This window comes from Pseudomonas mucoides, from assembly GCF_015461845.1.
Taxonomy (GTDB): domain Bacteria; phylum Pseudomonadota; class Gammaproteobacteria; order Pseudomonadales; family Pseudomonadaceae; genus Aquipseudomonas; species Aquipseudomonas mucoides.
This window is the reverse complement of sequence record NZ_JACOPW010000001.1, coordinates 1,495,753-1,521,401: the sequence shown is the minus strand read 5'-3', so window position 1 is coordinate 1,521,401 and position 25,649 is coordinate 1,495,753. Positions and strand designations below refer to the sequence as shown.

Here is a 25,649-nt window from a genome sequence, read left to right as displayed (position 1 = left end):
TAGCCCCGGTGTCATCGCCATTAAGCTTTGGTGATGCTTATATGACAGCCCACGAGGAGCCTCTTATGCCCTGGCAAAACCTGTTGAACCGCCAAGAACGCCTGCCCGCCAACCCGGATCTGGCGGAAGGTTTCGTGACCTTGTTGCACCAGTTGGGCACGGTGACGCCGTTTGAACTGGCCGTGGCTGGCGGGCGTTTGATGGCCACGCCGGGGCTGGCGTTTCTGGTGGGGTATCAGGCAGCGTTGCGCATGCTCTGGCCGAGCGCGCCGCTGAGCCTCGGCGCGCTGTGTGCGACCGAACAGCGCAGCCTGCGACCGGCGGACATGCAAACCCGTCTCACGGATTTGCGCCTGAGCGGGCGCAAGGATTTCGTCACCGCCGGTGATGCCGCCGAATGGCTGCTGATCGCTGCCCGCAGTGAAGCGCCCGGCGACCCTGTAAGCCTGAGCCTGGCGGTGGTCTATCCCGATGAACCCGGCGTGCGCCTGGAAAAGCTGCCGGCGATCCCGCTGATGCCGGACATCAGTCATGGCCGCTTGTTTCTCGACAATGCCCAGTGCGAGTTGTTGGCGGGGGATGGTTGGGATGCCTACGTCAAACCGTTCCGCACCCTTGAAGATGTGTACGTATTGAGCGCCATGACGGCGTGGCTGTATGGCATTGGCCAGGACAGCGACTGGCCGCAAGCGTTGCAGTTGCGGTTACTGGCGCTGCTGGCCGGGTGCGCGGAAGTCAGCCGTCAGGCACCGAACAATGCGGCCGGGCATGTGTTGTTGGGTGGGTTGTTTGCGCAGTTCGAGGGGCTCAAGGTTGAAATTGATCTGGCGTTGGCCGATGGGCCGGGGCATTGGGCGGCGATGTGGCAGCGGGATCAGGCGGTGATGGATTTGGCGGCGGGTGCCAGAGGTAAGCGGTTGGCCAAGGCATTAGCCGTGAATTAAAGGGCCCCATCGTGAGCAGGCTCACTCCTACAGTTTGAAATGCATTCCCCTGTAGGAATGAGCCTGCTCGCGATGGGGCCAGTATGGGCAACACAGATCCCAAAACTGTCATCAACCTCAACTAGGCTCAGCAAGTTAATCCTCCCGAGCCCACGCCATGTTCAAAGGCTTGTCCCTCATTGTCATGCTGCTGCTCAGCCTCCCGACCCACGCCGAAAACTGGCCGGCCGAGCAATGGTCAACCGCCCCGGCCATCACCGGGTCAGCGCTTCAAGCCCTGGAAACCTACGCCTTCCCACCCCGCGACGACAGCACCCGAAAAGGCGTGCGCACCGACGCCTTGCTGGTGATCCGCGACGGTCAATTGATCTACGAACGCTACGCCGGCCCGACCACCGCCGACACGCCACACCTGACGTGGTCGATCAGCAAAAGCCTCATGGCCACGGTGCTGGGTGTGGCCTATGGCGAAGGCTTGTTCAAACTTCAGGACCCGGTGCAGACGTTTTATCCGCCGATGAAAAAACACCCCGGCGTGACCATGGCCGACCTGCTGCATTGGGCTTCGGGGCTGGACTGGCAGGAAGACTATGAATACGCCCCGTTGAAGTCCTCGGTGGTGGCGATGCTCTACACCCGTGGTCATCAGGACATGGCTGCGTTCACCGCCGAGCATCCCGAATACGCCGAGCCCGGTCAGGCCTTTCGTTACTCCAGTGGTGACAGCGGTTTGCTCGCCGCCGCGCTGAAAAATATCGTCGGCCCGGCACGTTATCCAGACTATCCGTGGACTGCGCTGTTCGAGCCCTTGGGCATCCACCATGCCGTTTGGGAAACCGATGCCACGGGCACTTTCGTCGCTTCGTCCTACGCCTATCTCACGGCTCGCGATCTGGCACGCATCGGGTTATTGATGGCGCGCGACGGGCGCTGGCAGGGTCGTCAGTTGCTGCCCAAAGACTGGGTCGCCTTCAATCGCGAACCGTTCGCCCGCTATCACGCTCATCAGGATGACGCCGTGCCTGGCGGTCAATGGTGGCTCAATCGCGCAGTGGACGGGGCGGCACAACCCTGGCCCGATGCGCCGGCCGATACCTTCGCCGCACTGGGTCATTGGGGGCAGGCGATGTACGTGATCCCCAGCGAAAACCTGGTGATCGTGCGCTATGGCGATGATCGCGACGGGAGCTACCAGCACAACGAATTGCTCAAACTCGCGCTCAAGGCGTTTGCTCAAAAGGTGCAGCCATGAGTTTTCTTCGACACAGACCGTTCAGCGCGTTGTTCCTGGTATTGCTGGTCGCGTTGCTCAGCTGGATCTGGCAGGAGCGAGTGGCGCTGTGGGCGTTCCCTGACATCATCAGCGCCTACACCGCCAAAGAATATTGCTCGTGCCGGTATGTGATGAACAACGAGACCGGGTATTGCCACCGCTATGTAAAGCAGTGGCTGCCGACCAGCAGTTTTGTCGATGATGCCGCCAGCAAACGGGTCACGGTCAGTGGCATGGGCCGTAGCAACAGCGCTGTGTGGATCGGCGAACGCCAAGGTTGCCGTCTGCAACCCTGACGCCCACGAACCTTTGTAGCCGCTGCCGAAGGCTGTGTTCGGCGGCGAAGCCGTCGTAAAACCAAGCGCCGCGGTACTTCAGGTTGCCTCGCTTCGCAGGATTTCACGACGGCTTCGCCGCCGAACGCAGGCTTCGCCAACGACTACAGGTTTGCATCTTGCTGCCGGGCGGTTAAGGTTCGTGCAGGTTTATCTGCACACGAGTCTCTATGTTCAACCGCTCCCTCTCTAAAACCCTCGCGTTCCTGCTGTTGGCCGGTGCCACGCTGTCGGCCCGCGCCGATTGGTATCTGGACGGGGAGTCCTCGCGGCTGTCGTTCATCAGCACCAAAAACGCCAACCTCTCCGAAGTGCAGCGCTTTCTGGTGTTGCACGGCAAGGTCGACGCCAAAGGCCTCGCCGAGGTGGAAGTCGAGCTGGAGTCGGTGAACAGCGGCATCCCCTTGCGTGATGAACGGATGCGCAAAGAGCTGTTCGAGATCCAGACCTATCCTGAAGCGTTGATTACTGCGCAGATTGATCTGCGTCCAATCAACGACCTCGCGCCCGGCGCGCAGTTGGAGTTGCGCTTGCCGCTGACCGTCAACCTGCATGGCAAGCAACATCAATACAACGCCGAATTGCTGGCGACGCGCCTCGATGACCGACGCTTTCAAGTGGTAACCCTGGAGCCGCTGGTAATCAATGCCGAAGATTTTGATCTGGCTCCCGGGCTGGAAACGTTGCGCAAGGTTGCCGATCTGTCGGCCATCAGTCTGTCGGTACCGGTGGGTGCGGTACTGATTTTCACGGCGCGCTGACATGGCCGGCGCAATCTTTCCCTGGCGTGAAGGCAACCACTTCGAGCTGCTGATCGACGGTCCGCAGTTTTTCCCACGCATGCTGGTCGCGATTGCCCGCGCCGAAGAACAGGTCGAGCTGGAGCTGTATCTGGTGGAGGCGGGCGCCTGCGCCGAGGCCATGGTGCAAGCCCTGGTGTCGGCAGCCGAACGCGGTGTGCGCGTGCGCTGCCTGTTCGATGACTATGGCAGCCTGGCGTTTACCCTGACCTTGCGTCAGCGCCTGACGGCGGCCGGGGTCGAATTGCGTTTCTACAATCGCCTGAGCTGGCGGCGTTGGGTCGGCAACTTCTACCGCGATCACCGCAAGCTGTTGCTGGTCGATCAAAGTCTGGCGGTGGTCGGTGGCACGGGCGTCACCGATGAGTTCTGGACGCCGGGTGAAGACACCAGCGAATGGCACGAAGTCATGGTGGAAATCACCGGGCCTTTGGTCATTGACTGGCAATTGTTGTTCGACCGCCAATGGATCGCCAACCGCCATCGACGGGCCTGGAAACCGGCCTCGCATTTTGGCTTGCCGCGCCTGCCACGAGTGCCGTCGATGGGTGAAGGCATGGGCCGGGTGGCCTATGCCGACGCCCGCCAGCACCGCGACATTCTGCAATCGCTGGTTCGCGCGCTGAACAGCGGCCAGCAACGCATCTGGCTGGCGACGCCGTACTTCCTGCCGACCTGGAAAGTCCGCCGCTCACTGCGCCGGGCCGCCGGTCGGGGTGTTGACGTGCGCCTGTTGTTGACCGGGCCGCGCACCGATCACCCGTCGGTGCGTTACGCCGGGCATCGCTACTATCCGCGATTGCTCAAGGCCGGGGTGAAAATTTTCGAGTACCAGCCGTGTTTCCTGCACCTGAAAATGGTCCTGATCGATGATTGGGTGAGCATCGGCTCATGCAATTTCGATCACTGGAACTTGCGCTTCAACCTGGAAGCCAACCTTGAAGCGCTGGACCCAGGGCTGACGCTGGCAGTGGCGGGGAGTTTCGAACGGGACTTTGCGCAGAGCCAGGAAGTCAGCCTCGAAGAATGGCAACGCCGGCCATTGTGGAAGCGGGTCAAGCAACGGATCTGGGGCTGGGTGGATCGGCTGGTGGTGAACCTGCTGGATCGCCGCGGATAGCCGCCGTACCCAAAAAACCATTGGAGGAAAACCACTGTGGGAGCCGAGCTTGCTCGCGATGGCGGCGTAACAGTCAACATAGGTGTTGGATGTTATGGCCTCATCGCGAGCAAGCTCGGCTCCCACAGGTTTTTGCGGTGTTTGAATAATTACAGCAACTCAAAGCTCTGCTGTGTCACGTCCTGGGAGTCCAGGCCGATCTGCACGTTGAACTTGCCCGGCTCGGCAGCGAACTTGAGCTGGGTGTTGTAGAACTTCAAGTCGTCCTCGGTGATGGTGAAGTGCACGACTTTCTGTTCGCCGGCCTTGAGCATGACTTTCTGGAAGTTCTTCAGCTCCTTGATCGGTCGGATCATCGAGCCAGTCACGTCCTGGATGTACAACTGCACCACGGTTTCGCCGTCGCGTTTGCCGGTGTTTTTCAACGTGACGCTGGCGTCGAGCTTGCCGGTCTTGTTCAGTGTGGTCGACGACAGGGCCATGTCGCTCAGGCTGAAATCGGTGTAGCTCAGGCCGAAACCAAACGGGAACAGTGGGCCGGTGGTGTCATCGAAATACTGCGAGGTGTAGTTGCCCGGTTTGCCCGGCGTGAATGGCCGGCCAATGCTCAGGTGGTTGTAGTAGGTCGGAATCTGACCCACCGAGCGCGGGAAGGTGATTGGCAGTTTGCCCGACGGGTTGTAGTCGCCGAACAGCACGTCAGCGATGGCGTTGCCGCCTTCGGTGCCGCTGAACCAGGTCTCCAGAATCGCGTCAGCCTGTTCCTTCTCTTCGAGAATCGACAGCGGGCGGCCGTTCATCAACACCAGCACCAGTGGCTTGCCGGTGGCTTTCAGGGCCTTGATCAGATCGCGCTGGTTGGCCGGGATGTTGATGTCGGTGCGGCTCGACGATTCGTGGGACATGCCACGGGACTCGCCCACCGCTGCCACCACCACGTCGGCATCCTTGGCGGCTTTCACCGCTTCATCGATCAGCACTTGCGCCGGACGCGGATCATCCACCACTTCCGGGGCGTCGAAGTTGAGGAAGTTCAGGTAATCCAGGACCTTCTTGTCACTGGTGATGTTGGCGCCACGGGCGTAGATCAGCGTGGCCTTGTCGGCGACGGCGGCGTTCATGCCGTCGAACAGGGTCACCGATTGCGCCGGTTTACCCGCCGCTGCCCAGCTGCCCATCATGTCGATTGGCGCCTTGGCGAGCGGGCCGACCAACGCGATTTTCGCGGTTTTCTTCAGCGGCAGGGTTTCGTTCTGGTTCTTCAGCAACACCAGGCTGCGACGCGCGACGTCACGGGCCTCGGGGCGATGCAGGCGGCTGTCGGCGTAGGTGTCGGCCGGATCATCTTCAGCCTTGCCGATGCGCAGGTACGGGTCCTTGAACAGGCCCATGTCGTACTTTGCGCCGAGCACTTCACGCACGGCGTTGTCGATGTCGCTTTGCGCGATCTCGCCCGATTTCAACAGCCCCGGCAGTTCTTTGCCGTACAGCGTGTCGTTCATGCTCATGTCGATGCCGGCCTTGATCGCCAGCTTCGCGGCTTCGCGGCCGTCAGCGGCGACGCCGTGCTTGATCAACTCGAAAATCGCCCCGTGGTCGCTGACCGCCAGGCCTTTGAAGCCCCATTCCTTGCGCAACAGGTCATTCATCAGCCAGGTGTTGGCGGTGGCCGGCACGCCGTTGATCGAGTTCAGGGCAACCATCACCCCGCCGGCACCGGCGTCAATCGCCGCGCGGTAAGGTGGCAAGTAGTCCTGGTACATCTTGACCGGGCTCATGTCGACCACGTTGTAGTCGCGACCGCCCTCGACCGCGCCGTACAAGGCAAAGTGTTTGACGCTGGCCATGATGCTGTCAGCCGCGTTGGCGCCTGAACCCTGGAAGGCTCGGACCATCACGCCGGCAATGCGCGACACGAGGTAGGTGTCTTCACCGAAGCCTTCGGAAGTCCGGCCCCAGCGCGGGTCGCGGGAGATGTCGACCATCGGCGCGAAGGTGATGTCGAGGCTGTCCGCCGCGGCTTCCTTGGCGGCGATGCGCCCGGAGCGGCCGATGGCGTCCATGTCCCAGCTCGAAGCCAGGGCAATCGGGATCGGGAAAATGGTGCGGTGGCCGTGGATCACGTCATAGGCGAAGAACATCGGGATCTTCAACCGGCTGCGCATGGCCGCGTCCTGCATCGGACGGTTTTCCGGGCGGGTGATCGAGTTGAACGTGCCGCCGATGTTGCCGGCCGCGATTTCCTTGCGGATCAGTTCGCGTGGCATTTCCGGGCCGATGCTGATCAGGCGCAATTGGCCGATCTTTTCATCGAGGGTCATCTGCTTCATCAGGTTACTGATGAAGGCGTCCTTGTTCTCCAGAGGTGCGGGGGTCGTGGCGGCCAATACGTTTTGACTGGCCAGGCTGACGAACAGGCCCAGCAAATACAGCTTCTTCATGAATTGTTTTCTCAAAAGCCTAAACGGCAGTGAATACGCGCCGATCAGCCAAAAGTTAGGGAGCGACTATTGTTGTTCAAGTAAATGCAGCACACTTCTGCGTGTTTTTTGTGCAGGGGCATCTTTTAGCCCATTGGCTCGTTGCAATCCAGTGGCGGCGGCAGATTATGCCCCAAGTGCCCGGTCAGAAGAGTGTGATTGGTTTTTCAACGGAATGTGCCAGGGAGTGACCCAGATGAATGCAAGACACCACTATCGCTCGAGCTTGCAGGTGGCAGCCCTGATGCTGTTGACCACTGTGCTCGCGGGCTGCGGCATCAATACGATTCCGACCCTCGACGAGCAGGCCAAGGCCGCGTGGGGCCAGGTGCAGAACCAGTATCAGCGTCGCGCCGACTTGATCCCCAACCTGGTGGAAACTGTCAAAGGCTATGCCAAGCACGAAGAAGAAACCCTGACCGCGGTGATTGAAGCACGGGCCAAGGCAACGTCTATTCAGGTGGACGCCAAGACCCTGGATAACCCGGAAAAACTCAAACAGTTCCAGCAGGCCCAGGATCAACTGACGGGGGCTTTGAGCCGTTTGATGGTGGTGTCCGAGCGTTATCCGGACCTGAAGGCCAACCAGAACTTCCTCGCCTTGCAGTCGCAACTTGAAGGCACCGAAAACCGCATCGCCGTGGCCCGTCGTGATTTCATCCTCGCGGTGCAAAAGTACAACACTGAGATTCGTACTTTTCCCGGTCGCTTGTGGCACACCGTTTTGTACAGCGATTTGCCGATCCGCGAAACCTTCGAGGCGACCACGCCGGATGCCGATAAGGCACCTCAGGTAAAGTTCTGACCGGCTAAAAGCATTACCACGGATGAGGTTGCCAATGCGCGTGTTGAAAGTGGGGCTGATGCTGTTGTTCTGGGTGTGTGCCCTGACGGCGCAGGCCGAGTTGAAGTTTCCGGCGCTGACCGGGCGGGTGGTCGATAACGCCCAGATGATCGAGCCGTCGGTGCGCGAGCAACTGACACAACAACTTCAGGCCCATGAAAGCGCCACCGGCGAGCAGTTGGTGGTGGTCACGTTGCCGGACTTGCAAGGCACCGACATCGCGGACTTCGGCTACCAATTGGGCCGAGCCTGGGGCATTGGCCAGAAAGATAAAAATAACGGCGCGCTGCTGATCGTTGCGCGCGATGAGCGTAAATTGCGCATCGAAGTCGGGTATGGCCTCGAAGATCGACTGACCGACGCGCAAAGTTCGGTGATTATCAATCAGGTGATCACCCCCGCGTTCAAGGCGGGTAACTTCAGCAAAGGCATCAGCGACGGGGTCGCGGCGATGCTGGTGGTGTTGGGCGGCAGTCCGCTGGATGAACCCTCAACGGTCTATGAGCCGCGCGGTGATGAGGACAGCGACTTCGTGGCGCGTCATCCCGGCGTCTTCGTGTTTCTGGTGATGCTGTTCATCCTGACGATTTTTGTCTTGCAGATGCTCGGGCTTCTGCCCTCCGGCCGTGGGGGTTCGGGTGGTTCGGGCGGCGGTTTCGGCGGCGGTGGTTTTGGTGGCGGCGGTGGAGGCGGGGGCTTCAGCGGCGGCGGGGGCAGTTTCGGGGGCGGCGGTTCGTCGGGCGGCTGGTGATAACAATAATGAGCAGGCACTTTTCAACATGGCATTACTGACTGAACACGAACAACGCAAAGTCGCCGAGGCGATTGCCCGGGTCGAGCGCGACACTGACGCCGAACTGGTGACCGTGCTCGCTGCCCGCGCCGACGACTACGCATACATTCCGCTGCTGTGGGCCAGCCTGCTGGCGCTGATGGTGCCGGGGATCGTGCATTACCTCAGCGGATGGCTGACCCTGCACAGCTTGCTGCTGGTGCAATGGATCACTTTTGTGGTGCTGTGCCTGGTGTTCCGCCTGCCGAAAGTCACCACGCACCTGGTCCCGCGTTCAGTGCGGCACTGGCGCGCCTCGAACCTGGCGCGCCGGCAATTCCTGGAGCAGAACCTGCACCACACGGTCGGTAGCACCGGAATGCTGATTTTTGTCTGCGAGGCTGAGCGCTATGTGGAAATCCTGGTGGATGAAGGGATTTCCAGGCGGCTGGACAACAAGAACTGGGATTCGATTGTGGCGGCGTTCACCCAGCAGGTGAAACAGGGGCAGACGTTGCAAGGGTTCGTGACGTGCATCGAGGCGTGTGGTGAATTACTTAAAGTGCATGTGCCGGTAACGCAGGTGCGCAATGAGTTGCCGAACCGGTTGGTGGTGTTAGGCTGATGCTTGACCACGCGCCAGCTGCTACAGATCGTGCCGTTCGGGAAATTACCCGTGCCCTGCATCGACATCCCCCCTAAAATACCCGCCATTCCCCGATTCGCTCCGCCCGAGGCCGTTTTGCCCATGTCCGTCACCGCCACTCCCGCCAGCCTCGCGCCGGATCACCACGCCCAGTTCATCGACCTGCTGCAAACCAGCCTCGACGCCAACGCCTTTATCAAGCTGGTGCTGGCCAAGTACGTCGGTACCGAAGCGGATTTACAGCGCCTGATCATCAATCAGCTGACGGTCAAGGATCAGCCTTGCCTGTCCTTCGTCTATCGCTACAAAACCCGCGACATCACCAAGAACCTGCCGCTGGCCGAAGGTGTCGCGACCATCGCCGCGCTGCTGCCGGCCTCGTTCAAAAATGCGCATTTGTTGTCATTGACCGATGAAGCCCAGCTCGAATACAGCAAAAAGGGCAAGTCCTCGCTGTTCAAGAGCAAATCTCAGCAATTGCGTGAAGTGCCATCCGCCGAGCACAACCGCGAAAAAAACCGCTTCCTCGACCTGAGCCGGCCGTTCCTCGCCGACCTTGGCGTGACCAACAGCAAACACGAGCTGATCCCGGCGATGTCGCGCAAGTGGAAGCAGATCAACAAGTTCATCGAAGTCTTCAGCCATGCGCTGACTACCTCACCGCTGGCGCTGGACAAGCCGGTGCAGGTGGCGGATTTCGGTTCGGGCAAGGGTTACCTGACGTTCGCCATCCACGACTACCTGCGCAACACCTTGAACGCTGAAGGCGTGGTGACGGGTGTCGAGCTGCGTGAAGAAATGGTCAACTTGTGCAACGCCGCTGCGGCGAAACTCGAGCACCCGGGGCTGGTGTTCAAATGCGGTGACGTGCGCAGCGTGGCACCGAGCAAGCTGGACGTGATGATCGCCCTGCATGCCTGCGATATCGCCACCGACTACGCGATTCACACCGGCATTCGTTCCGGCGCCTCAATCATCATGTGCTCGCCGTGCTGCCACAAACAGATCCGCCTGCAAATCCAGAGCCCGGCACTGCTCAAGCCGATGCTGCAATACGGTCTGCATTTGGGCCAGCAAGCTGAAATGGTCACCGACAGCTTGCGCGCGTTGTTCCTTGAAGCCTGCGGTTATGAAACCAAGGTGTTCGAGTTCATCTCGCTGGACCACACCAACAAGAACAAGATGATCCTGGCGGTCAAACGCGCCGAGCCGGTGGACCCGGCCCAGCTGTTGGTGAAGATTCAGGCGCTGAAGGATTTCTACCACATCAGCGAACACTGTCTTGAAACCCTGCTGCGGGCTGACGGCTACCTCTGAGCCCTGTAGGAGCCCGGCTTGCCGGCGATGGCGATTTCGAATACGCCATCGTTAGCAAGCCGGGCTCCTACCGTTCAGGCGGTGGCGATGCGTGCGGGTTTAACCGCGGTCTTGCGGCCCAGCATCACGGTCACGATCACCCCGGCGGCAAACAGCCAGGTGATCGGCTCGATGTGTTCACCAAAGAACAACGCCGAAAATGCAATCGTGAAGAAGATCTGCAACAACTGAATCTGACTGACCCGCGCAATCCCGCCCATCGCCAACCCGGCGTACCAGGCAAAAAAACCAATGAACTGCGAAAATAGCGAAACATAACCAAACGCCCACCAGGTCTTCGCTGAAATTTCGCCTTGATGTTGCAGCGCCAGATACACCACCGGTCCGATCAACAGCGGTGTCGACAACACCAGCGCCCAGCAGATCACCTGCCAGCCGCCCATTTCCTTGGCCAATCGACCGCCCTCGGCGTAGCCCAGACCACCCACCGCAATTGCCCCGAGCATCAACAAGTCACCGGCCTGAATGCTGCCGGCACCGCTGATCAACGCATAACCCAGCACCAATGCACTGCCCAACGCGGCGCAGGCCCAGAAGGCTTTTGACGGCCGTTCGTGGGATAACCACGCGGCGTACAGCGCCACGCACAGCGGTTGCAGACCGTTGACCAGGGCACCGTGGGACGCCGGCAAGGTTTGCATGGCCCACGCCGACAACACCGGAAAACCGAGAATGACCCCGGCGATCACCAGGGTCAGGCCTTTGACCTGTTTCCAGGTCGGCCATTTCTCCCGTCGCCACAGCAACAGCACCGCCGCCGGCACCGCCGCGAACAGCGCCCGGCCGAGGCCATTGAGCAGGGGATGCAGTTCCTGCACGACGATTCGCGTGAAGGGCAGGGTGAGGCTGAAAATCACAACGCCGAGCAGGCCGAGGGCCATGCCGGTGTTTTCGCGCGAGGACATGATTTGGGGACCAGAATTCAGGGTGATGGGAAGTACCTTCATCTAGCCACAAACCGCGTTGGCTGCGCTGTTACAGCTAGGCGCAGAGTTATCCGTACAGTTTGAGGGCGCCATCGCGGGCAAGCCACGCTCCCACAGTTGATCGCATTCCCATGGACGACTCGGTCAACTGTTGGGCGCGTGGCTTGCCCGCGATGAACGATGATGCGGTCCATCAGGTAGTAGCAGGTTATTACCCGACCCACTGGATAAGGACTACCTTGAATACTCCTGCCAATGTTCCCCCAGAGGAGTCCTCCCCATGGCTGCCAAGAAAATCCTGATGCTGGTCGGCGATTACGTCGAAGACTACGAAGTGATGGTGCCGTTCCAGGCGCTGCTGATGGTCGGTCACACCGTCCACGCCGTGTGCCCGGACAAAACCGCCGGCCAGACCGTGCGCACCGCGATCCACGACTTCGAAGGCGACCAGACCTACAGCGAAAAACCCGGCCACCTGTTCGCCCTGAACTTCGATTTCGCCAAAGTCGCTGAGTCCGACTATGACGCGCTGCTGATCCCCGGCGGCCGTGCGCCGGAATACCTGCGCCTGAACGACAAAGTCCTGGACCTGGTGCGCGCCTTCGACAAGGCCGGCAAGCCGATTGCTGCCGTGTGTCATGGCGCGCAATTGCTGGCAGCGGCCGGAATTCTCGAAGGCCGCGAGTGCAGTGCTTACCCGGCCTGCGCCCCGGAAGTCCGTCTGGCGGGCGGCACGTTCATCGATATCCCGGTGACGCAAGGCCATGTTCAAGGCAATCTGGCCACTGCCCCGGCCTGGCCGGCGCACCCGAGCTGGCTCGCCGGTTTCCTCGGGTTGCTGGGCACCAAAATCACGCTGTAACGAGGGACCTGTCCATGTGCGAGCTTTACGTCAAGGCCGATCCGATCCTCTACGAATCGCGCTCCCGCTCGCTGCGCATCTGCGGGGTGGTCACCACCCTGCGGCTGGAGAACCAGTTCTGGGACATTCTCAGCGAAATTGCCGAAGTCGATGGCATGACCACCAACCAACTGATCGCCAAGCTGTATGAAGAGGTGATGGATTACCGGGGGGAAGTGGTGAATTTTGCCTCGTTTTTGCGGGTGAGTTGTATGCGGTATTTGAGTCAGCGGCGGGTCGCTGTGCCGGAATTGTCGGTGGTTCGGGCGGTGGTGAAGTAGCTAATACCGCGTAGACCCATTCGCGAGCAGGCTCACTCCTGCAGGGGATCGCATTTCCATCGTAGGAGTGAGCCAGCTCGCGATGGGGCCTGTGCAGGCGACAGAAACCGTGGTGTGGTCTTTACTCTGAAACGCGAAACCTCTCAATCGCCAAGGAGAAAGAGCATGTCCGGATGGTACGAAGTGAGCAAAAGCAGCAGTGGCCAGTTCAGGTTTGTTCTCAAGGCCGCCAATGCCGAAACCATTCTGACCAGCGAGCTGTACACCACCCGCGCCGCCGCCGACAAAGGCATTGCATCGGTTCAGTTCAACAGCCCGCTGGATGAGCGCTACGAAAAAAAGACCACCAAGGATGGCCATCCTTATTTCAACCTCAAGGCCGGTAACCACGAGATTATCGGCAGCAGCGAGTCGTACGCCTCCGCTGCCGCGATGGATAAGGGCATTGCCAGTGTGAAAGCCAACGGGCCGACCACGGTGATCAAGGACAAGACCTTGCCGGTGCTCTAAACACACATTTCAAACTCACACACATCCCGCTGTAGGAGTGAGCCTGCTCGCGATCGCTGCTTAACATTCGACGAAGAGGTTGAATGTCAGACCGCCATCGCGAGCAGGCTCACTCCTACAAGGATTTGTATACGCCGCAAACCCAATGTGGGAGCGAGCCTGCTCGCGAAGGCGTCAGCCGCCTCGCCGCTAAACCTCAACCGGAACCGTAAGCTTCGGATTCCCCAACGCGTGCGTCTTCGAATCAAAAAACCGCAGCGCTGATCCCGTCCCCTCAAACACCTTCGCGTAATGCCGCTTCTGATGCTGGATAAACGCCTTGCTGCGCGGATAAATCGAGATCGCCACCACCGACGGTTTCGCCTGGCGCAACGCATGAACGATATGGCTATCCTGCTCGCCCAGCGCATGTCCAAAGACACACAACCCGTCGCCATGCCCCAATAACTGGTCATAACAGAACGACAGATAATCCGAGCTGCGAATGGTCTTGAGCTTGTCCTGCGCCGGCCCTTCGTTCACGAACAGCGGCACGTCATCCAGGGTCTTGATCGTATTGTTGATCGCGAAACTGCCGAGCAGCGTGCCCTCGGTCGACATCAGCTTGCGCGCCGTGCCGTCCTGATTGCGCACCAGGTGCAAACCACCGTGCAGGTACAGCAAACGGGTTTTATCGGTCGCCGTGACGCTCAGGTCAAAGCCCGGCTCGGCGCCCTGGAACAGGTCGGTGATCGCGTCCGGCTGATGCTGGATGGACCAGTAATTGAGCAAGTCATAGTTGGTGGTAAACACCGTCCGATAGTTGCCCAGTTCCGAGCTGATGGTCGCCAGCGTCGAAGGCACGACCAGTCGCCATGGAATATGTACTGCATGCACGGTGTTGATCAGCGCTTCCTTGATCGCGTAATAGCGATTGCGCGGTGCGGCGGAGCTGACGGCCAACGCCTTGTTCACGCGACTGGTGGTTTTCAGCGCGCTCAGCACTTGTTCGAAACTGCGTGTCTGCATCGCCTCGAACACGCTCAGCTCGGACTGGCTCAGCGGTTTTTCTTCGACGGTGCGCGCATTCTCGAACAGCGAGTCGTAACCAAAGTCGTCCCACACCGCACGGCTGGCGCCGTTGCCCACCAGCAGGCCGCTGAACGAGGCGGTGGCGCGCAAGGCGTTCCAGTCTTCAAGTTGGGCATCAACATCCTGGAAATCGGTCATTGCGGTCAAAGTCTCAAAGCAAAAGGTCTGATGGGCGGCGACTTTATCACGACCATGACTTGAGCCAGATCAAGTTACTGCGTGAGCGAAGGGTCGAAGCTGTGGGCGTCCCGCTGGATCGGCGTCGCCGATTCGGCCCAGCCAGGAGAATCGCTCATGAGCAGCACGTTTTTCATTCCCGCCGTGAACATCATGGGCACGGGTTGCCTCGACGAAGCCATGGACACCATTGGCAAGTATGGCTTTCGCAAAGCGCTGATTGTCACCGACGTCGGGCTGGCCAAGGCCGGCGTTGCGAAAATGATTGCGCAAAAACTGGCGATGCAGGACATCGATTCGGTGATCTTTGACGGCGCCAAACCCAACCCGAATATGGCCAACGTTGAGCTCGGCCTGGGCTTGTTGAAGGAAAGTTGCTGCGATTTTGTGGTGTCTCTCGGGGGTGGTTCGCCCCACGACTGCGCCAAGGGCATCGCGTTATGTGCGACCAACGGCGGGCAGATCCGCGACTATGAAGGTGTCGATCAATCAAGCAAACCGCAGCTGCCGCTGATCGCGATCAACACCACCGCCGGCACCGCCAGCGAGATGACGCGTTTTTGCATCATCACCGACGAATCGCGCCACGTGAAAATGGCCATTGTCGACCGCAACGTCACGCCGCTGCTGTCGGTCAACGACCCGGCGCTGATGGTCGCCATGCCCCAGGGGCTGACGGCCGCCACCGGCATGGACGCACTGACCCACGCCATCGAAGCGTACGTCTCCACCGCCGCCAACCCGATCACCGATGCTTGTGCACTGAAGGCGATCACGTTGATCAGCAACAACCTGCGGCTGGCGGTGCGCAACGGCGATGACATGGCGGCGCGGGAAAACATGGCCTACGCGCAATTCCTGGCGGGCATGGCGTTCAATAACGCGTCCCTGGGTTATGTCCACGCCATGGCTCACCAATTGGGTGGGTTCTACGACTTGCCTCATGGCGTCTGCAACGCAGTGCTGCTACCCCACGTTCAAAGCTTCAACGCTCAGGTGTGCGCCCCGCGCTTGACCGACGTGGCTCATGCGATGGGCGCCGACATCCGTGGTTTCAGCCCTGAAGAGGGTGCTCAAGCGGCTATTGCCGCGATCCGTCGCCTGTCCAGTGATGTGGACATCCCGGCCGGATTGCGTGAGCTCGGCGCCAGACTCAATGACGTCCCCATGCTTGCCACCAATGCGCTGAAAGACGCCTGCGGTTTTACCAATCCCCGGGCGGCGGATCAGCGCCAGATCGAGGAGATTTTTCGCAGCGCCTTTTAGGCCGTTTTGCGACCGGGCGCGAGCATGACGCACAGCATCGCGCCCACCGCCAGCAAGGTACAGAGCAACGACAACGGCCATGCCTGCTGACTGGCGATCAGGCTGGCAACACCGCCAATGATCGCTGCCATCAGTTGATGAATAAAGCCGCTCAACGCCATCGCATAGGCACCCCCGACCGGTGAACCGTCGTTCGCCAGCGACAGGCTGATCGGGTACGTCAACGACTGCCCGAACACTGCCACGCAATAGGGCAACCAGAACAGCAGCGCAATGGAGGTGCCGACGAGGCTGCCCAGCAACATCACCGCGCTCCCGGTCAGCACCAGAGCGACGCCCACCGTCATCAACCGGCGCTGACCGGTGCGCAGTACCAAGGCATTGACCCCCAGTGCTCCCAGAAAGTACGCCGCGCTGATCGGCCAGCCCAGCAGGCCATATTCCACGGCCGACCAGTTGAACGGCCCTTGCAGAATCAGCGGCGCGGCCGTGTTGAAGGCAATGATCACCCCGTAGCCGAGGCCACCGGTAAGCGCCGGCAGCAAGAACGCCCGATCACGCAGAATGCGCCCGTAACTGGGCCACGCAGACGTCTGAACGTTGTCCTCGACCAGCACCGCAAAAGAAACCCGCGCCACGACGATCGCCATCAACAGGCTCGTGCCACCCAGCAGATAGAAAATCGCCGGCCAGCCCAGTGCGACCTGAATGACCGACCCCAGGTATTGGCCGATGCCCAGCGCTATCACGAACGAAATCGAAATCCACGACAACGCCTTGGCCAACAGCTCACCGCGGAAACTGTCGCGGATCAACACCCGTGCCATGACTGAAATCCCGCTGGCACCAATGCCTTGTAGCAGCCGAAAAAACAGAAACGCTTCAAGCGTCTGGCCCAGCGGCAGCGCAAGGTTGGCCAAGCCATAAATGCCAAGTGCCGCGAGCAGCACCGGTTTGCGGCCGATGCGCTGGCCGAGGCTGCCCCAGAACAACATCGGCAGCGCCATGCCGATCAGATACACCGCCAGTCCCCAGGACACCTGCGAAGCGTCGGCGGACAGGTGCCGAGCCATCTCCGGCAGCGCCGGCAGGTAAATGCTCATGCCCAGTTGCGCGAGGAAAACCGTGCTGCAGGTGACGAGGAGGGTGGTGCTGCTCTTCATGGAATCATCCCTGGATGTCTAGCGGGCGTCCCCGGCGCAGGTGCGTAAAAGCTCGGTGACGAGTTCACAAAAATGTCGAATCAGCGTCGGCTCCATGTCGGCGCGTAGCGTGATTCTGATGGCGGCCTTGCCTTGTGCAACCACGGGGAAAAACACCGCCGAGGTAAAGAAACCCAGATTGGATAATTCGATGGCAATACGGTTGGCCAGCCTCGCTTCACCGCAGTGGATCAAGCGAATCGGCATGTTGCTGGCGTATTGTGCGGTTCGAATCAGGCTGTCAAAGAGGCGGATATTAACCTGAAGCTTTTCCTGTAACGCAGTCAATGCAGGCGTGTGATGCAGCAGGATGGACGCTCTGCCCGCACCGATGGACGCGCTGTTCAGGCTTTGCGACCAGTTACTGGGGCCGCCGTAGCGTTGAATCAGTTTTTTCTGCCGTTCGTTGCCCAGCATCACCATTCCGCCGCTGGCGCCAAATGACTTGGCCAATGAGGCGACAATCAAGGCGTCATCCTCCAGCGCCTGCAACCTGGGACGCACGAGGCCCGCACCGAACGTGCCGACAGCGGACAAAGCGTGAGAATCGTCGAGGTAAAGAAACAGGCCGTAACGGTCCTTCAGGTACAACAGGCTGTCCAGGTCGGCGACCCCGCCCATGCTGTACGCACCGTCGGCCACATACGCGACCCTGGCATGTTGCTGGCACTGCGTTTCCAGAAAATCCATGTCGTTGTGCGGGCTGGTCACGACCCTGGTTTCGTCGGCGCAGGCGGCTTTGAGGTGACTCATCGAATAGTGTGCCAAGCGGTCAAACACCATCACCGGCGACCGGTTCTCGTTGAACACGCCGCTGGCCAGCAGCGGCAGGACGCCGGCACTCGCCGCGCTGCACGACAAGGTGCTCAGGCATGTGGCGCCGAACAACGCTGACAGCTCCGTTTCGTACTGATCGAGGATTGCCAGTTTGCAGCGATTTTTCGAGTTGGCGATGCGCAGGGTGCCGGTTTCCCACAAGGTGGTCATGGCGCCATCGAGTAAGTCGGGATGGTGATCCAGGCCCAGGTAGGAGGTAGTACAGAAGTGATGAAAAGCGCGTCCGTGCTGGTCAACCATGCGGTTGCTGCTTCTGATGTCGACGTTCAGCCCCGCGACTTTTCCCGCTTCCGCGGTTTCCCAGTCGTGATCGGCTAGCGAGATCAGTTTTCGATAGTTGGTGAAAGTGTTTGCCGCGTGCGTTGTCTGGTCCATGTGACGTGTCTGTCCTTGAGTGATGAAACCGTCCGTGTGTTTCCAGACTTTACAGCGTGGGGTGTGGGCGCTGAATCGGCCGTTTCCTGTTCGGTTGAGTGTTACAAGAGATTTACATGTAGGGCGATGGCGTGTGAGGTTGTGGGCAAAAACCGAGCTATCTGCCGACTCAGCCGAACTGAAGTCATCGAGCCCTCCATGCTGCCAAAAAGCCTGATCCGCCGTCTCGACCTGATCATCCTTGTGATATCGATGTGGCGGCGCGTCGTTTACGTTTGTGTTGGCGTGGCACACGTGGCGGGGTGGGGATCAGGTGTTGAATTGGCTGAATGGGCGGAACGACGACCCAACGCAGGAATGAAGTTCTTCGACGATCAGTAAGTCCACGCACAAGGACCTGAGATAGACTGGCGCCCATTCACCAGACAGTTCAAAAGGATTTCCTGATGACCCCATCGCTGCTAATGGCTGTTCTCGCCTCGGGCTTTATCTACGGCATCACTCCGGGGCCGGGTGTGTTGGCGGTGTTCGGCATTGGCGCGGCGCGCGGTCGGCGGGCGGGGGCGGGGTTCTTGTGTGGGCATTTGCTGGGCGATGTGGTCTGGTGCAGTACCGCGTTGATTGCAATAGTCGGGGCGCGGGAAATCGGTAGCACGGCATTCGATGTGTTGGGCGTGTTCAGCGGGTTGTATTTGTTCTGGCTCGGTTTGCGCGCCGTGCGGGCGAAACGCAGCAGTGCCGAAGCGCCTCAAGGCCCGGCCCGCCAGCCGTTCTGGCACGGCATTCTGTTCGGTTTGACCAATCCCAAGGCTTACCCGGTGGCGGTGGCCACGTTTACCGCACTGCTCTCGAGCCGCGCGGAGCTGCTGCACTGGTCGATGCTGCCGTGGTTGATTGTGCTGAGCTTCGTCGGTGGCCTGATCGCCTACGCTATTCTCATCGGCATCGTCGGTGCGCGGCAGGTCCGGACCCTGTATCAACGTCACGAACTGGCCATCACCCGGTTGTGCGGGGTCATGTTTATCGGTTTTGCCATTAATGCCCTGGCGCACGCGTTGCCGGGACTGGTCACAAACAAGACTTGAGGCCATATGCAAGACACCATGGCATCCAGAAATTCCGCGCCGTTGGCGAGCTACATCGATCTGTTGCTGGACGCCGTTTGTGCGGTCGACAAGCAAGGTCGCTTCGTTTTTGTCAGTGCGGCGTGCGAGCGCATTTTTGGCTATACCCCCGACGAGCTGATCGGCCAAGTGATGATCGACATGGTGCATCCTGGCGACCGCCAGCGCACCCTCGACGCCGCGCGGGAAATCATGGGCGGTGAGCCCAAACTCAACTTCGAAAACCGCTACCTGCGCAAGGACGGCCAGGTGGTGCACATCCTCTGGTCGGCGCGCTGGTCGGAAGTCGATCAATTGCGCATCGCCGTGGCCCGGGACATCACCGAACGCAAGCAGGCCGAGTCCCGGCAAGCAGCGTTGTACGCGATTTCCGAAGCGGCTCACGCGGCGGAAGACTTGCTGGCGCTGTTCAAGCGCATTCACCTGATCATCGGCGAATGGCTGCCTGCGCTGAATTTCTCCGTGGCGCTGTATGACGAACACTGCGCGCAGCTGAATTTCCCCTATCACGTCAACGACCACGAACTGCAACCCGAGCAGCCCGGCACCATCACCGGGCGCCTGTGTGCGGAAGTGATCCGCAGCGGCTTGCCCATTTTGCTGACCCCGGACCAGGGCCATTCGCCCGCAGGTTTTGAGACGTTGGTCGAGGGCCCGAATTCACCGTGCTGGCTGGGCGTGCCGCTGAATTCGCAAAACGGCACCATCGGCGCGCTCATCGTCAAAAGCGTTGCGGGTGGCGAGCGCTACACCGAACGGGACAAGGAGCTGCTGCAATACGTCTGCGCCCAGGTCGCGACCGCCATCGAGCGCAAGCAGTTGCATGCCCGGTTGCAGCGAATGGCGCAGTACGACCAGTTGACTCAATTGCCCAATCGCGAGCTGCTGCGTGATCGTCTCAAGGCTTCGCTGGCGCTGGCCCGGGCCGATGGTGGGCGCATGGCGTTGCTGTACGTCGACCTCGACCGTTTCAAGGACGTCAACGACACCCATGGCCACGCGGTGGGCGACATGCTGTTGCAAGCGGTGGCCAATCGGATCAAGGGGTGCGTACGCGAAACCGATACCGTGGCGCGCATCGGCGGGGACGAGTTTGTGGTGTTGTTGCACAGCATCCACGGCCTGGAAGACGCCGACGGCGTGGCGGAAAAAATTCTTCAGGTCCTGGCGCAGCCGCTGCGTCTGGACGGGCACAACCTGAACATCCACACCAGTATCGGCGTCGCTCATTACCCCGAGCACGGCACCGAGGAAAAGCAGTTATTCAGGCATGCCGACGAGGCCATGTACGCTGCCAAACGCCAGCATCATCTACGACTCGAAGTCTGATAGTTCGCCGCCGTTCGTCGCGGCGTTTTCAGGTTTTCTAAACCTTTTGGGGCTCGTTCATTCTGATTTTATGCGGGCTGTTGCTCGCCTGGATCATCACCAAGAGGTAGAGAATCATGCCTAACTCAAGAAACTCGAACTCGGGAAACTTCGCCAACGATCGAACGAAGGCGTCTGAAGCCGGTCGCAAAGGTGGGAAAACCACCACAACGACGGTCGATAAAGACTCTACGAAACCCGAAATGGGCCGCAAAGGTCCTCAGAAGTCCAAGTAGTGATTGAAGGTGGTTTTGATCGAGAGGCGGGGGCGCAAGCTCCCGCTTGAATTTTTTCAGAAGGAGGGCGCGACCATGAGCCGGATGGCCACCCGAATACGTCATGCAAGTTTTGCCACGTTCCTGGGATTGTTCGCCAGCAGTGCCTTTGCCCAGTCCCCCGCCGAATTCATCAACGATGCCTCGGCCCAAGGCATGGCCGACATCGAAGCCAGTCGCCTGGCGCATCAGAAAACCGAATCCAAAGAGGTTAAGGACTACACCATCGTCGTCATCAACGACCGCACCACCGCCAACCAGCACCTGGCGAAAATCGCCAAGCAACTGGATCTGCCAGTGGCCCCTCGCGAAGAAGTGGTCGATAAGGCCAAAGCCTTGATGCCGCAAGCGATGGACGGCGCAACCTTTGACCAGGCCTACGCCGCCAGTCAGGTGAAAACCACGCAGCAAGCCATCGAGCAACTTCAACAGGAAGCGCAAACCACGGACATTCCGCAAATCAAAGCATTTGCTGAAGAAACCCTGCCCAAACTGCAAAACCATCTGCAAATGGCCAGGGCGTTGCAGGCCGGTCGCTAGTTCAAGTCTTTACGCCATTCAGAGCAAACGGCGCGTGATTCACATCACGCGCCGTTTTGTTTGTGCTCAGCACTTGTTCAAACCCTGTTTGCGCGGGCTCGTCGTCGCCAGCCCCGCCAAGTCATGCACATCTTTTTCGCCCATGGCGCGATAGTGGCGGCGCAGCGCTTCCAGTTGTTTGAGGTCCAGTAGTTCCAGCCCCAACATCGCGTTCTGCGCCTCCTTGTTCACCCGCAGCAACTCATCGATTTTCAGATGCAGAATGTCGGTGTCGCGGTTCTGCGTGTTCTGGATCAGAAACACCATCAGAAACGTGATGATCGTGGTTGAGGTGTTGATGACCAGTTGCCAGGTGTCGTTGAAACCAAAAATCGGACCGCTCGCGGCCCACAGAATAATAAGAATAAGCGCCCCCATGAATGTCTTGGGACTGCCGGCCCACAGGGCGAGTTTCTGCGAGATTTTTGCGAATTTCATTGCCGTGTTCCTTATTGGGATGCGCCTGAATTTCAGACAGCGACGGCGTGTTGAAAATTCTTTCGGGTTTTGCGCACTCATGGAAAGCGCGTATTGCGCTGGCTTCGGATGTAAGAAACCTCAGTATTTCGCAAATCCTGATCGGAATCTTTCTTTGTGCCGGTTTGTGTCTAGTATCAAGGGCAGTCAATTTGCCAGCATGCAAGCACACGGATCGAAACCAGCTAAGAGGTCACTCATGGAATTCTTCGAAAAGTTAGCAAGTCTAGCCGCCAAAGTTCGTTTGCAGAGCGCTGCAATTCAGACGGAAGAAGCGACCAAAAACGCTTTTGTCATGCCGTTTATCAGCACAGTACTGGGCTACGATGTCTTCGATCCGACTGAAGTGACTCCCGAATTCGTTTGCGATATCGGCACGAAAAAAGGAGAAAAAATTGATTACGCAATCATGAAGGGTGGAGAAGTTCAGATTCTTATCGAGTGTAAAAAAATAGGCGAGCCACTGCACATCAATCATGCGTCTCAGTTGTTTCGCTATTTCCATGTCACCAGCGCTCGAATCTCCATCCTTACTAACGGCCAGGTCTACAAATTCTTCACCGACCTGGATGCGCCCAACAAGATGGATGAGAAGCCGTTCCTTGAACTCGACCTGCTGGACATCGATGAATATTCAGTCCCGGAATTGGTGAAGCTCACCAAATCAGCTTTCGATGTGGATTCGATCATCAGCGCCGCAGGTGAGTTGAAGTACGTCAGCCAAATCAAAAAGGTCATTGCGGCTCAAGTCAGCAAACCCGATGACGACTTCGTCAAAGTGTTCGCTTCGCGTGTCTACGACGGGGTGATTACTCAAAAGGTCCGAGAGCAGTTCCATGAACTGACAAGAAAAGCGGTCGTGCAATTTCTCAATGATCAAATCAACGAAAGGCTCAAGTCCGCCATGAGCGGTGCCATACAACCTGCATTGGCGTCTTTGCCAGTTTCATCCAGTGGGGCTGAGCCACCGGATGTGCGGGACGAGTCGGAGGACAAGGTCCTGACGACATTGGAAGAACTGGAGGGTTATCACATCGTTCGTGCCGTGGTCCGGTCTGTGGTCGATGCAAAGCGGATTGTTCAGCGCGACACTCAGAGTTACTTCGGTATTTTGCTCGACGACAACAACCGTAAACCGATTTGCCGTCTGCACTTCAATCGTTCACAGAAGTACATCGGCATTTTTGACGAAGAGAAAAATGAAACCCGACATGCGATAAATTCGATAGACGATATCTACGAGTATTCGGATCATTTGAAGAAGACGGTTGGGTATTACGCCTAGCATCGTTTGTCGTAAACCAGCCAAGATTGGCCGAAACGGCCAATGTCGGTTATGGATGATGCATACCTTGTGGCGAGGGAGCTTGCTCCCGCTGGACTGCGCAGCAGTCCCCTACTTTTTTGGGTGAGAAAGGGGGGCGCTCCGCACCCCAGCGGGAGCAAGCTCCCTTGCCACAGGTTTCTTATCGCTTGTGCTTTTCCGGCATAAGCCTAGGTGGCCGGTTTTTTGTGGCTGTTGTTTGCTACTTCAGTTTCACTACCCAACTCAAGTTACCCATCGCCTCGCAACAACGCACCAACAGGAGAACGCAATGAGTTGGTCCGCCAAACAATACGTCGCTTTTGAAGATGAACGCACCCGCCCGGCGCGAGACCTGCTCGCCGCCATCCCGCCGGTGGATGCGCGCTCGGCCATCGACATCGGGTGCGGTCCCGGCAATTCGACCGAGTTGCTGGTCGAGCGCTTCAGCGGCGCCACGGTGCGTGGGGTCGACAGTTCGAGCGACATGATCGAGGCCGCTCGCAAGCGCTTGCCAAACGTGCAGTTCGACACTGTTGATATCGGAACCTGGGACGATAACGGCCCGTTCGACGTGATCTTCGCCAATGCCGTGCTGCAATGGCTGCCCGATCACGCGACGTTATTGCCGTCGCTGGCCGCCCGACTGACCGAGGGCGGCAGCCTGGCCATCCAGATGCCCGACAACCTCAACGAACCTTCCCATCGCCTGATGCGCGAAGTGGCCGCCGAAGGCCCTTGGGCCAGCAAACTGGCGGACGCCGCCGGGCAACGCACCGAGATGGCCAGTGCCAGCGATTACTACTCGATGCTGCGGCCACACTGTGCGCGCGTCGATGTGTGGCGCACCACTTACCATCATCCGCTGGCAGGTGGCGCGTCGGGTGTGGTCGAGTGGTTCAAGGGCAGCGGTTTGCGGCCGTTTCTCGAACCGCTGGATGACACGGAAAAGACGCACTACCTCAAGCAATACCATGCCGCGATCGAGCAGGCTTATCCGGCGTTGAGCGATGGTTCGGTGCTGTTGCCGTTTCCGCGGTTGTTTATTGTCGCAACCCGATAGTGCAAAAAGGGACGGATCTCGCTGAGCGTTATCTGTCCCTGTACTTGGCACTCAAATATTCAAAAACAAACGAAGCAAAGCCGAACAACCCGATCATCGAAATGATCATGATCCCCAACTCTGAATTGTCCATGTTGATCTCTAGGTGAAAGTTGAGCCGACAGAATAAGGCACCTTTAGTCAGGCCCAACATCGCGCTACTGCTTCTTTACCGGATTTCAAAGACCTATACGTAAAATATACGAGAACCCGACGCGGCTCTTAGCGATGAACGCTAACCAGCAACATCATCGGCCGTTCCCGCTCTTCGGCCAGCGCCGGTTGAGCCGCCACTTCTGTATCACTCGGCCCCCATTCGTTGACATGCTGAATACTGAAACCCGCGCCAATCAGCGTATTGAACAGCGTGCCAAGGGTTCGGTGCTGCTTGATCACGCCTTCCGCCAGCCAGTTCGTCACCCGCTCACCTTCCCGTTGATAGCTGTCTACCGGCCAACGCTTGCGTCCCTCGCCGTCGATCAGCCAACCCGGATTGCGCGGGGCCATGAAGATCGGGTGCTCGATGGAAAACACAAAGCGCGAACCAGGTTTAAGGGCCGCGTGGATCGTGGCGAACAACCCGGACAGATTCTTGATGTAGTGCAGCGCCAGTGAGCTGTAAGCCAGGTCGAAACCAGCTATGGGTAAATCAAGCTGTTCCAGATCTGCCCGTGAATAGTGGATGTTGCCCACCGATGTGGTCTTGCGAGCCTGCTCCAGCATCTTTTCCGAGACGTCCAGACTAAGCACGCTATCAGCGCCTTGCTCACTGGCCCAGCGGCTGAACCAGCCGTAACCGCAACCGAGGTCCACTACCTTCAGGCCTTTCATCGGCGGCAGCATTGATTTGAGTGTTGGCCATTCCGGTGCCGCGTCGAGGCCTCCAAGGGAACGGCCCATTTGGCTGTAACCGTGGAAAAACTCCGGATCGTCGTAGATGTTTTGAGTCATGTCGGGTTGCTCTATTGAGATCGTTGGTGGGCGGAATTTGGGCCGCGCCGATTGGTTTCCCTCGAAGCGTTGTGGCGCGTATTCGTTGATGGCCGCGCGGTGGGGAGGGGCGTTGGAGATGGTGGAAATGCTAGCGGGTCGGGCGGGGAGGGGAAACGGGTTGAGCGTTGCGGATTTGTAACCAAGGCCCATGTAAAAAATCGGCGATTCGGTTAAGGCCGAACTGCAAGACGATCAACCGACCGAAAAACAGTTAACGCTCCTTCATGCGCAGCTCTCGGATGTTGCCTACAACCTAAGCGGGAATCACCCGCTATCCGCTGGTGGGTAGAT

At 59.1% G+C, this 25,649-nt stretch carries 27 protein-coding genes; 20 read left to right on the top strand and 7 right to left on the bottom strand.

Translation table 11 applies throughout. The features are described 5' to 3' along the window. The first annotated feature begins 65 nt into the window (after positions 1–65). The 5 genes from H8F22_RS07165 to H8F22_RS07145 all read left to right on the top strand — a co-directional run bounded on the left by H8F22_RS07165 (position 66) and on the right by H8F22_RS07145 (position 4,472). Positions 66–944: an acyl-CoA dehydrogenase middle domain-containing protein gene (locus H8F22_RS07165; RefSeq protein ID WP_027925593.1), complete on the top strand. Its 879-nt coding sequence runs from the start codon at positions 66–68 to the stop codon at positions 942–944. A 157-nt stretch (positions 945–1,101) separates the two neighbouring features. Further along, positions 1,102–2,196, top strand: a complete 1,095-nt coding sequence (locus H8F22_RS07160; protein WP_194939895.1) for a serine hydrolase domain-containing protein — start codon at positions 1,102–1,104, stop codon at positions 2,194–2,196. After that, the gene (locus tag H8F22_RS07155; RefSeq protein ID WP_194939894.1) at positions 2,193–2,513 is read left to right on the top strand and encodes an amidase; all 321 of its coding nucleotides are present in this window, start codon (positions 2,193–2,195) and stop codon (positions 2,511–2,513) included. The genes H8F22_RS07160 and H8F22_RS07155 overlap by 4 nt, the downstream gene beginning before the upstream one ends. 209 nt (positions 2,514–2,722) lie before the next feature. Next, on the top strand, positions 2,723–3,313 hold the full coding sequence (locus H8F22_RS07150; RefSeq protein ID WP_194939893.1) for a YceI family protein: 591 nt from the start codon (positions 2,723–2,725) through the stop codon (positions 3,311–3,313). Between the two features lies 1 nt (position 3,314). Next, positions 3,315–4,472, top strand: a complete 1,158-nt coding sequence (locus H8F22_RS07145; RefSeq protein WP_027925589.1) for a phospholipase D-like domain-containing protein — start codon at positions 3,315–3,317, stop codon at positions 4,470–4,472. Between the two features lie 149 nt (positions 4,473–4,621). Here the strand turns inward: H8F22_RS07145 and bglX are convergent, their stop codons facing one another. Beyond that, a complete protein-coding gene (gene bglX, locus H8F22_RS07140; protein ID WP_194939892.1) occupies positions 4,622–6,913 on the bottom strand; it encodes a beta-glucosidase BglX in 2,292 nt (763 codons plus the stop codon). 235 nt (positions 6,914–7,148) lie between these two features. On the opposite strand from bglX, the gene H8F22_RS07135 reads away from it, so the two are divergent. The 4 genes from H8F22_RS07135 to H8F22_RS07120 all read left to right on the top strand — a co-directional run bounded on the left by H8F22_RS07135 (position 7,149) and on the right by H8F22_RS07120 (position 10,531). Further along, complete coding sequence (locus H8F22_RS07135) at positions 7,149–7,757, top strand: LemA family protein (RefSeq protein WP_027925587.1); 609 nt, start codon at positions 7,149–7,151, stop codon at positions 7,755–7,757. A gap of 34 nt (positions 7,758–7,791) precedes the next feature. Then, positions 7,792–8,547, top strand: a complete 756-nt coding sequence (locus H8F22_RS07130; protein ID WP_027925586.1) for a TPM domain-containing protein — start codon at positions 7,792–7,794, stop codon at positions 8,545–8,547. Between the two features lie 28 nt (positions 8,548–8,575). Next, entirely contained in the window at positions 8,576–9,193 is a 618-nt protein-coding gene (locus H8F22_RS07125; RefSeq protein ID WP_027925585.1) for a TPM domain-containing protein, read from the top strand. Positions 9,194–9,316: 123 nt separating this feature from the next. Next, on the top strand, positions 9,317–10,531 hold the full coding sequence (locus tag H8F22_RS07120) for a class I SAM-dependent methyltransferase (protein ID WP_194939891.1): 1,215 nt from the start codon (positions 9,317–9,319) through the stop codon (positions 10,529–10,531). 74 nt (positions 10,532–10,605) lie between these two features. On the opposite strand, the gene H8F22_RS07115 is transcribed toward H8F22_RS07120, so the two are convergent. Beyond that, a complete protein-coding gene (locus tag H8F22_RS07115) occupies positions 10,606–11,496 on the bottom strand; it encodes a DMT family transporter (RefSeq protein ID WP_194939890.1) in 891 nt (296 codons plus the stop codon). A 301-nt stretch (positions 11,497–11,797) separates the two neighbouring features. Here H8F22_RS07115 and H8F22_RS07110 point away from each other — a divergent pair, with 301 nt between their 5' ends. The 3 genes from H8F22_RS07110 to H8F22_RS07100 all read left to right on the top strand — a co-directional run bounded on the left by H8F22_RS07110 (position 11,798) and on the right by H8F22_RS07100 (position 13,209). After that, positions 11,798–12,379: a DJ-1/PfpI family protein gene (locus H8F22_RS07110; RefSeq protein WP_027925582.1), complete on the top strand. Its 582-nt coding sequence runs from the start codon at positions 11,798–11,800 to the stop codon at positions 12,377–12,379. Between the two features lie 14 nt (positions 12,380–12,393). After that, positions 12,394–12,699, top strand: coding sequence for a ribbon-helix-helix domain-containing protein (locus tag H8F22_RS07105; RefSeq protein ID WP_027925581.1), 306 nt, complete (start codon positions 12,394–12,396; stop codon positions 12,697–12,699). A 165-nt stretch (positions 12,700–12,864) separates the two neighbouring features. Then, the gene (locus H8F22_RS07100; protein WP_194939889.1) at positions 12,865–13,209 is read left to right on the top strand and encodes a YegP family protein; all 345 of its coding nucleotides are present in this window, start codon (positions 12,865–12,867) and stop codon (positions 13,207–13,209) included. 189 nt (positions 13,210–13,398) lie between these two features. Here the strand turns inward: H8F22_RS07100 and H8F22_RS07095 are convergent, their stop codons facing one another. Then, entirely contained in the window at positions 13,399–14,418 is a 1,020-nt protein-coding gene (locus H8F22_RS07095) for a DUF4917 family protein (RefSeq protein WP_027925579.1), read from the bottom strand. Positions 14,419–14,574: 156 nt separating this feature from the next. Between H8F22_RS07095 and yiaY the strand changes: the two genes are divergently transcribed. Next, complete coding sequence (gene yiaY / locus H8F22_RS07090) at positions 14,575–15,723, top strand: L-threonine dehydrogenase (protein WP_027925578.1); 1,149 nt, start codon at positions 14,575–14,577, stop codon at positions 15,721–15,723. Here yiaY and H8F22_RS07085 read toward each other — a convergent pair. Continuing rightward, positions 15,720–16,886, bottom strand: coding sequence for a multidrug effflux MFS transporter (locus H8F22_RS07085; RefSeq protein WP_194939888.1), 1,167 nt, complete (start codon positions 16,884–16,886; stop codon positions 15,720–15,722). The genes yiaY and H8F22_RS07085 overlap by 4 nt on opposite strands. Positions 16,887–16,904: 18 nt before the next feature. Beyond that, positions 16,905–18,137, bottom strand: a complete 1,233-nt coding sequence (locus tag H8F22_RS07080; protein WP_194939887.1) for an aminotransferase class I/II-fold pyridoxal phosphate-dependent enzyme — start codon at positions 18,135–18,137, stop codon at positions 16,905–16,907. Positions 18,138–18,335: 198 nt separating this feature from the next. Between H8F22_RS07080 and H8F22_RS07075 the strand changes: the two genes are divergently transcribed. From H8F22_RS07075 to H8F22_RS07055, 5 genes are all read left to right on the top strand, one after another. Then, entirely contained in the window at positions 18,336–18,518 is a 183-nt protein-coding gene (locus H8F22_RS07075) for a hypothetical protein (RefSeq protein ID WP_059181487.1), read from the top strand. Positions 18,519–18,583: 65 nt separating this feature from the next. Beyond that, positions 18,584–19,222 (top strand): LysE family translocator, encoded by a 639-nt coding sequence (locus H8F22_RS07070; RefSeq protein WP_027925574.1) that lies wholly within the window; start codon positions 18,584–18,586, stop codon positions 19,220–19,222. A gap of 18 nt (positions 19,223–19,240) precedes the next feature. Beyond that, positions 19,241–20,590, top strand: coding sequence for a sensor domain-containing protein (locus H8F22_RS07065; RefSeq protein WP_027925573.1), 1,350 nt, complete (start codon positions 19,241–19,243; stop codon positions 20,588–20,590). A gap of 116 nt (positions 20,591–20,706) precedes the next feature. Beyond that, on the top strand, positions 20,707–20,865 hold the full coding sequence (locus tag H8F22_RS07060; protein WP_081744010.1) for a KGG domain-containing protein: 159 nt from the start codon (positions 20,707–20,709) through the stop codon (positions 20,863–20,865). Between the two features lie 75 nt (positions 20,866–20,940). Then, complete coding sequence (locus H8F22_RS07055) at positions 20,941–21,444, top strand: DUF4142 domain-containing protein (protein WP_194939886.1); 504 nt, start codon at positions 20,941–20,943, stop codon at positions 21,442–21,444. A gap of 66 nt (positions 21,445–21,510) precedes the next feature. Here the strand turns inward: H8F22_RS07055 and H8F22_RS07050 are convergent, their stop codons facing one another. Next, positions 21,511–21,921, bottom strand: coding sequence for a low affinity iron permease family protein (locus tag H8F22_RS07050; protein ID WP_027925571.1), 411 nt, complete (start codon positions 21,919–21,921; stop codon positions 21,511–21,513). Between the two features lie 238 nt (positions 21,922–22,159). On the opposite strand from H8F22_RS07050, the gene H8F22_RS07045 reads away from it, so the two are divergent. Together H8F22_RS07045 and tam are read left to right on the top strand one after the other, a co-directional pair. Further along, a complete protein-coding gene (locus H8F22_RS07045) occupies positions 22,160–23,245 on the top strand; it encodes a type I restriction endonuclease (RefSeq protein ID WP_059181485.1) in 1,086 nt (361 codons plus the stop codon). Between the two features lie 310 nt (positions 23,246–23,555). Further along, on the top strand, positions 23,556–24,326 hold the full coding sequence (tam, locus tag H8F22_RS07040; protein WP_194939885.1) for a trans-aconitate 2-methyltransferase: 771 nt from the start codon (positions 23,556–23,558) through the stop codon (positions 24,324–24,326). Between the two features lie 261 nt (positions 24,327–24,587). Here tam and H8F22_RS07035 read toward each other — a convergent pair whose 3' ends face one another. Further along, a complete protein-coding gene (locus H8F22_RS07035) occupies positions 24,588–25,316 on the bottom strand; it encodes a class I SAM-dependent methyltransferase (RefSeq protein ID WP_027925569.1) in 729 nt (242 codons plus the stop codon). Between the last annotated feature and the right edge of the window lie 333 nt (positions 25,317–25,649).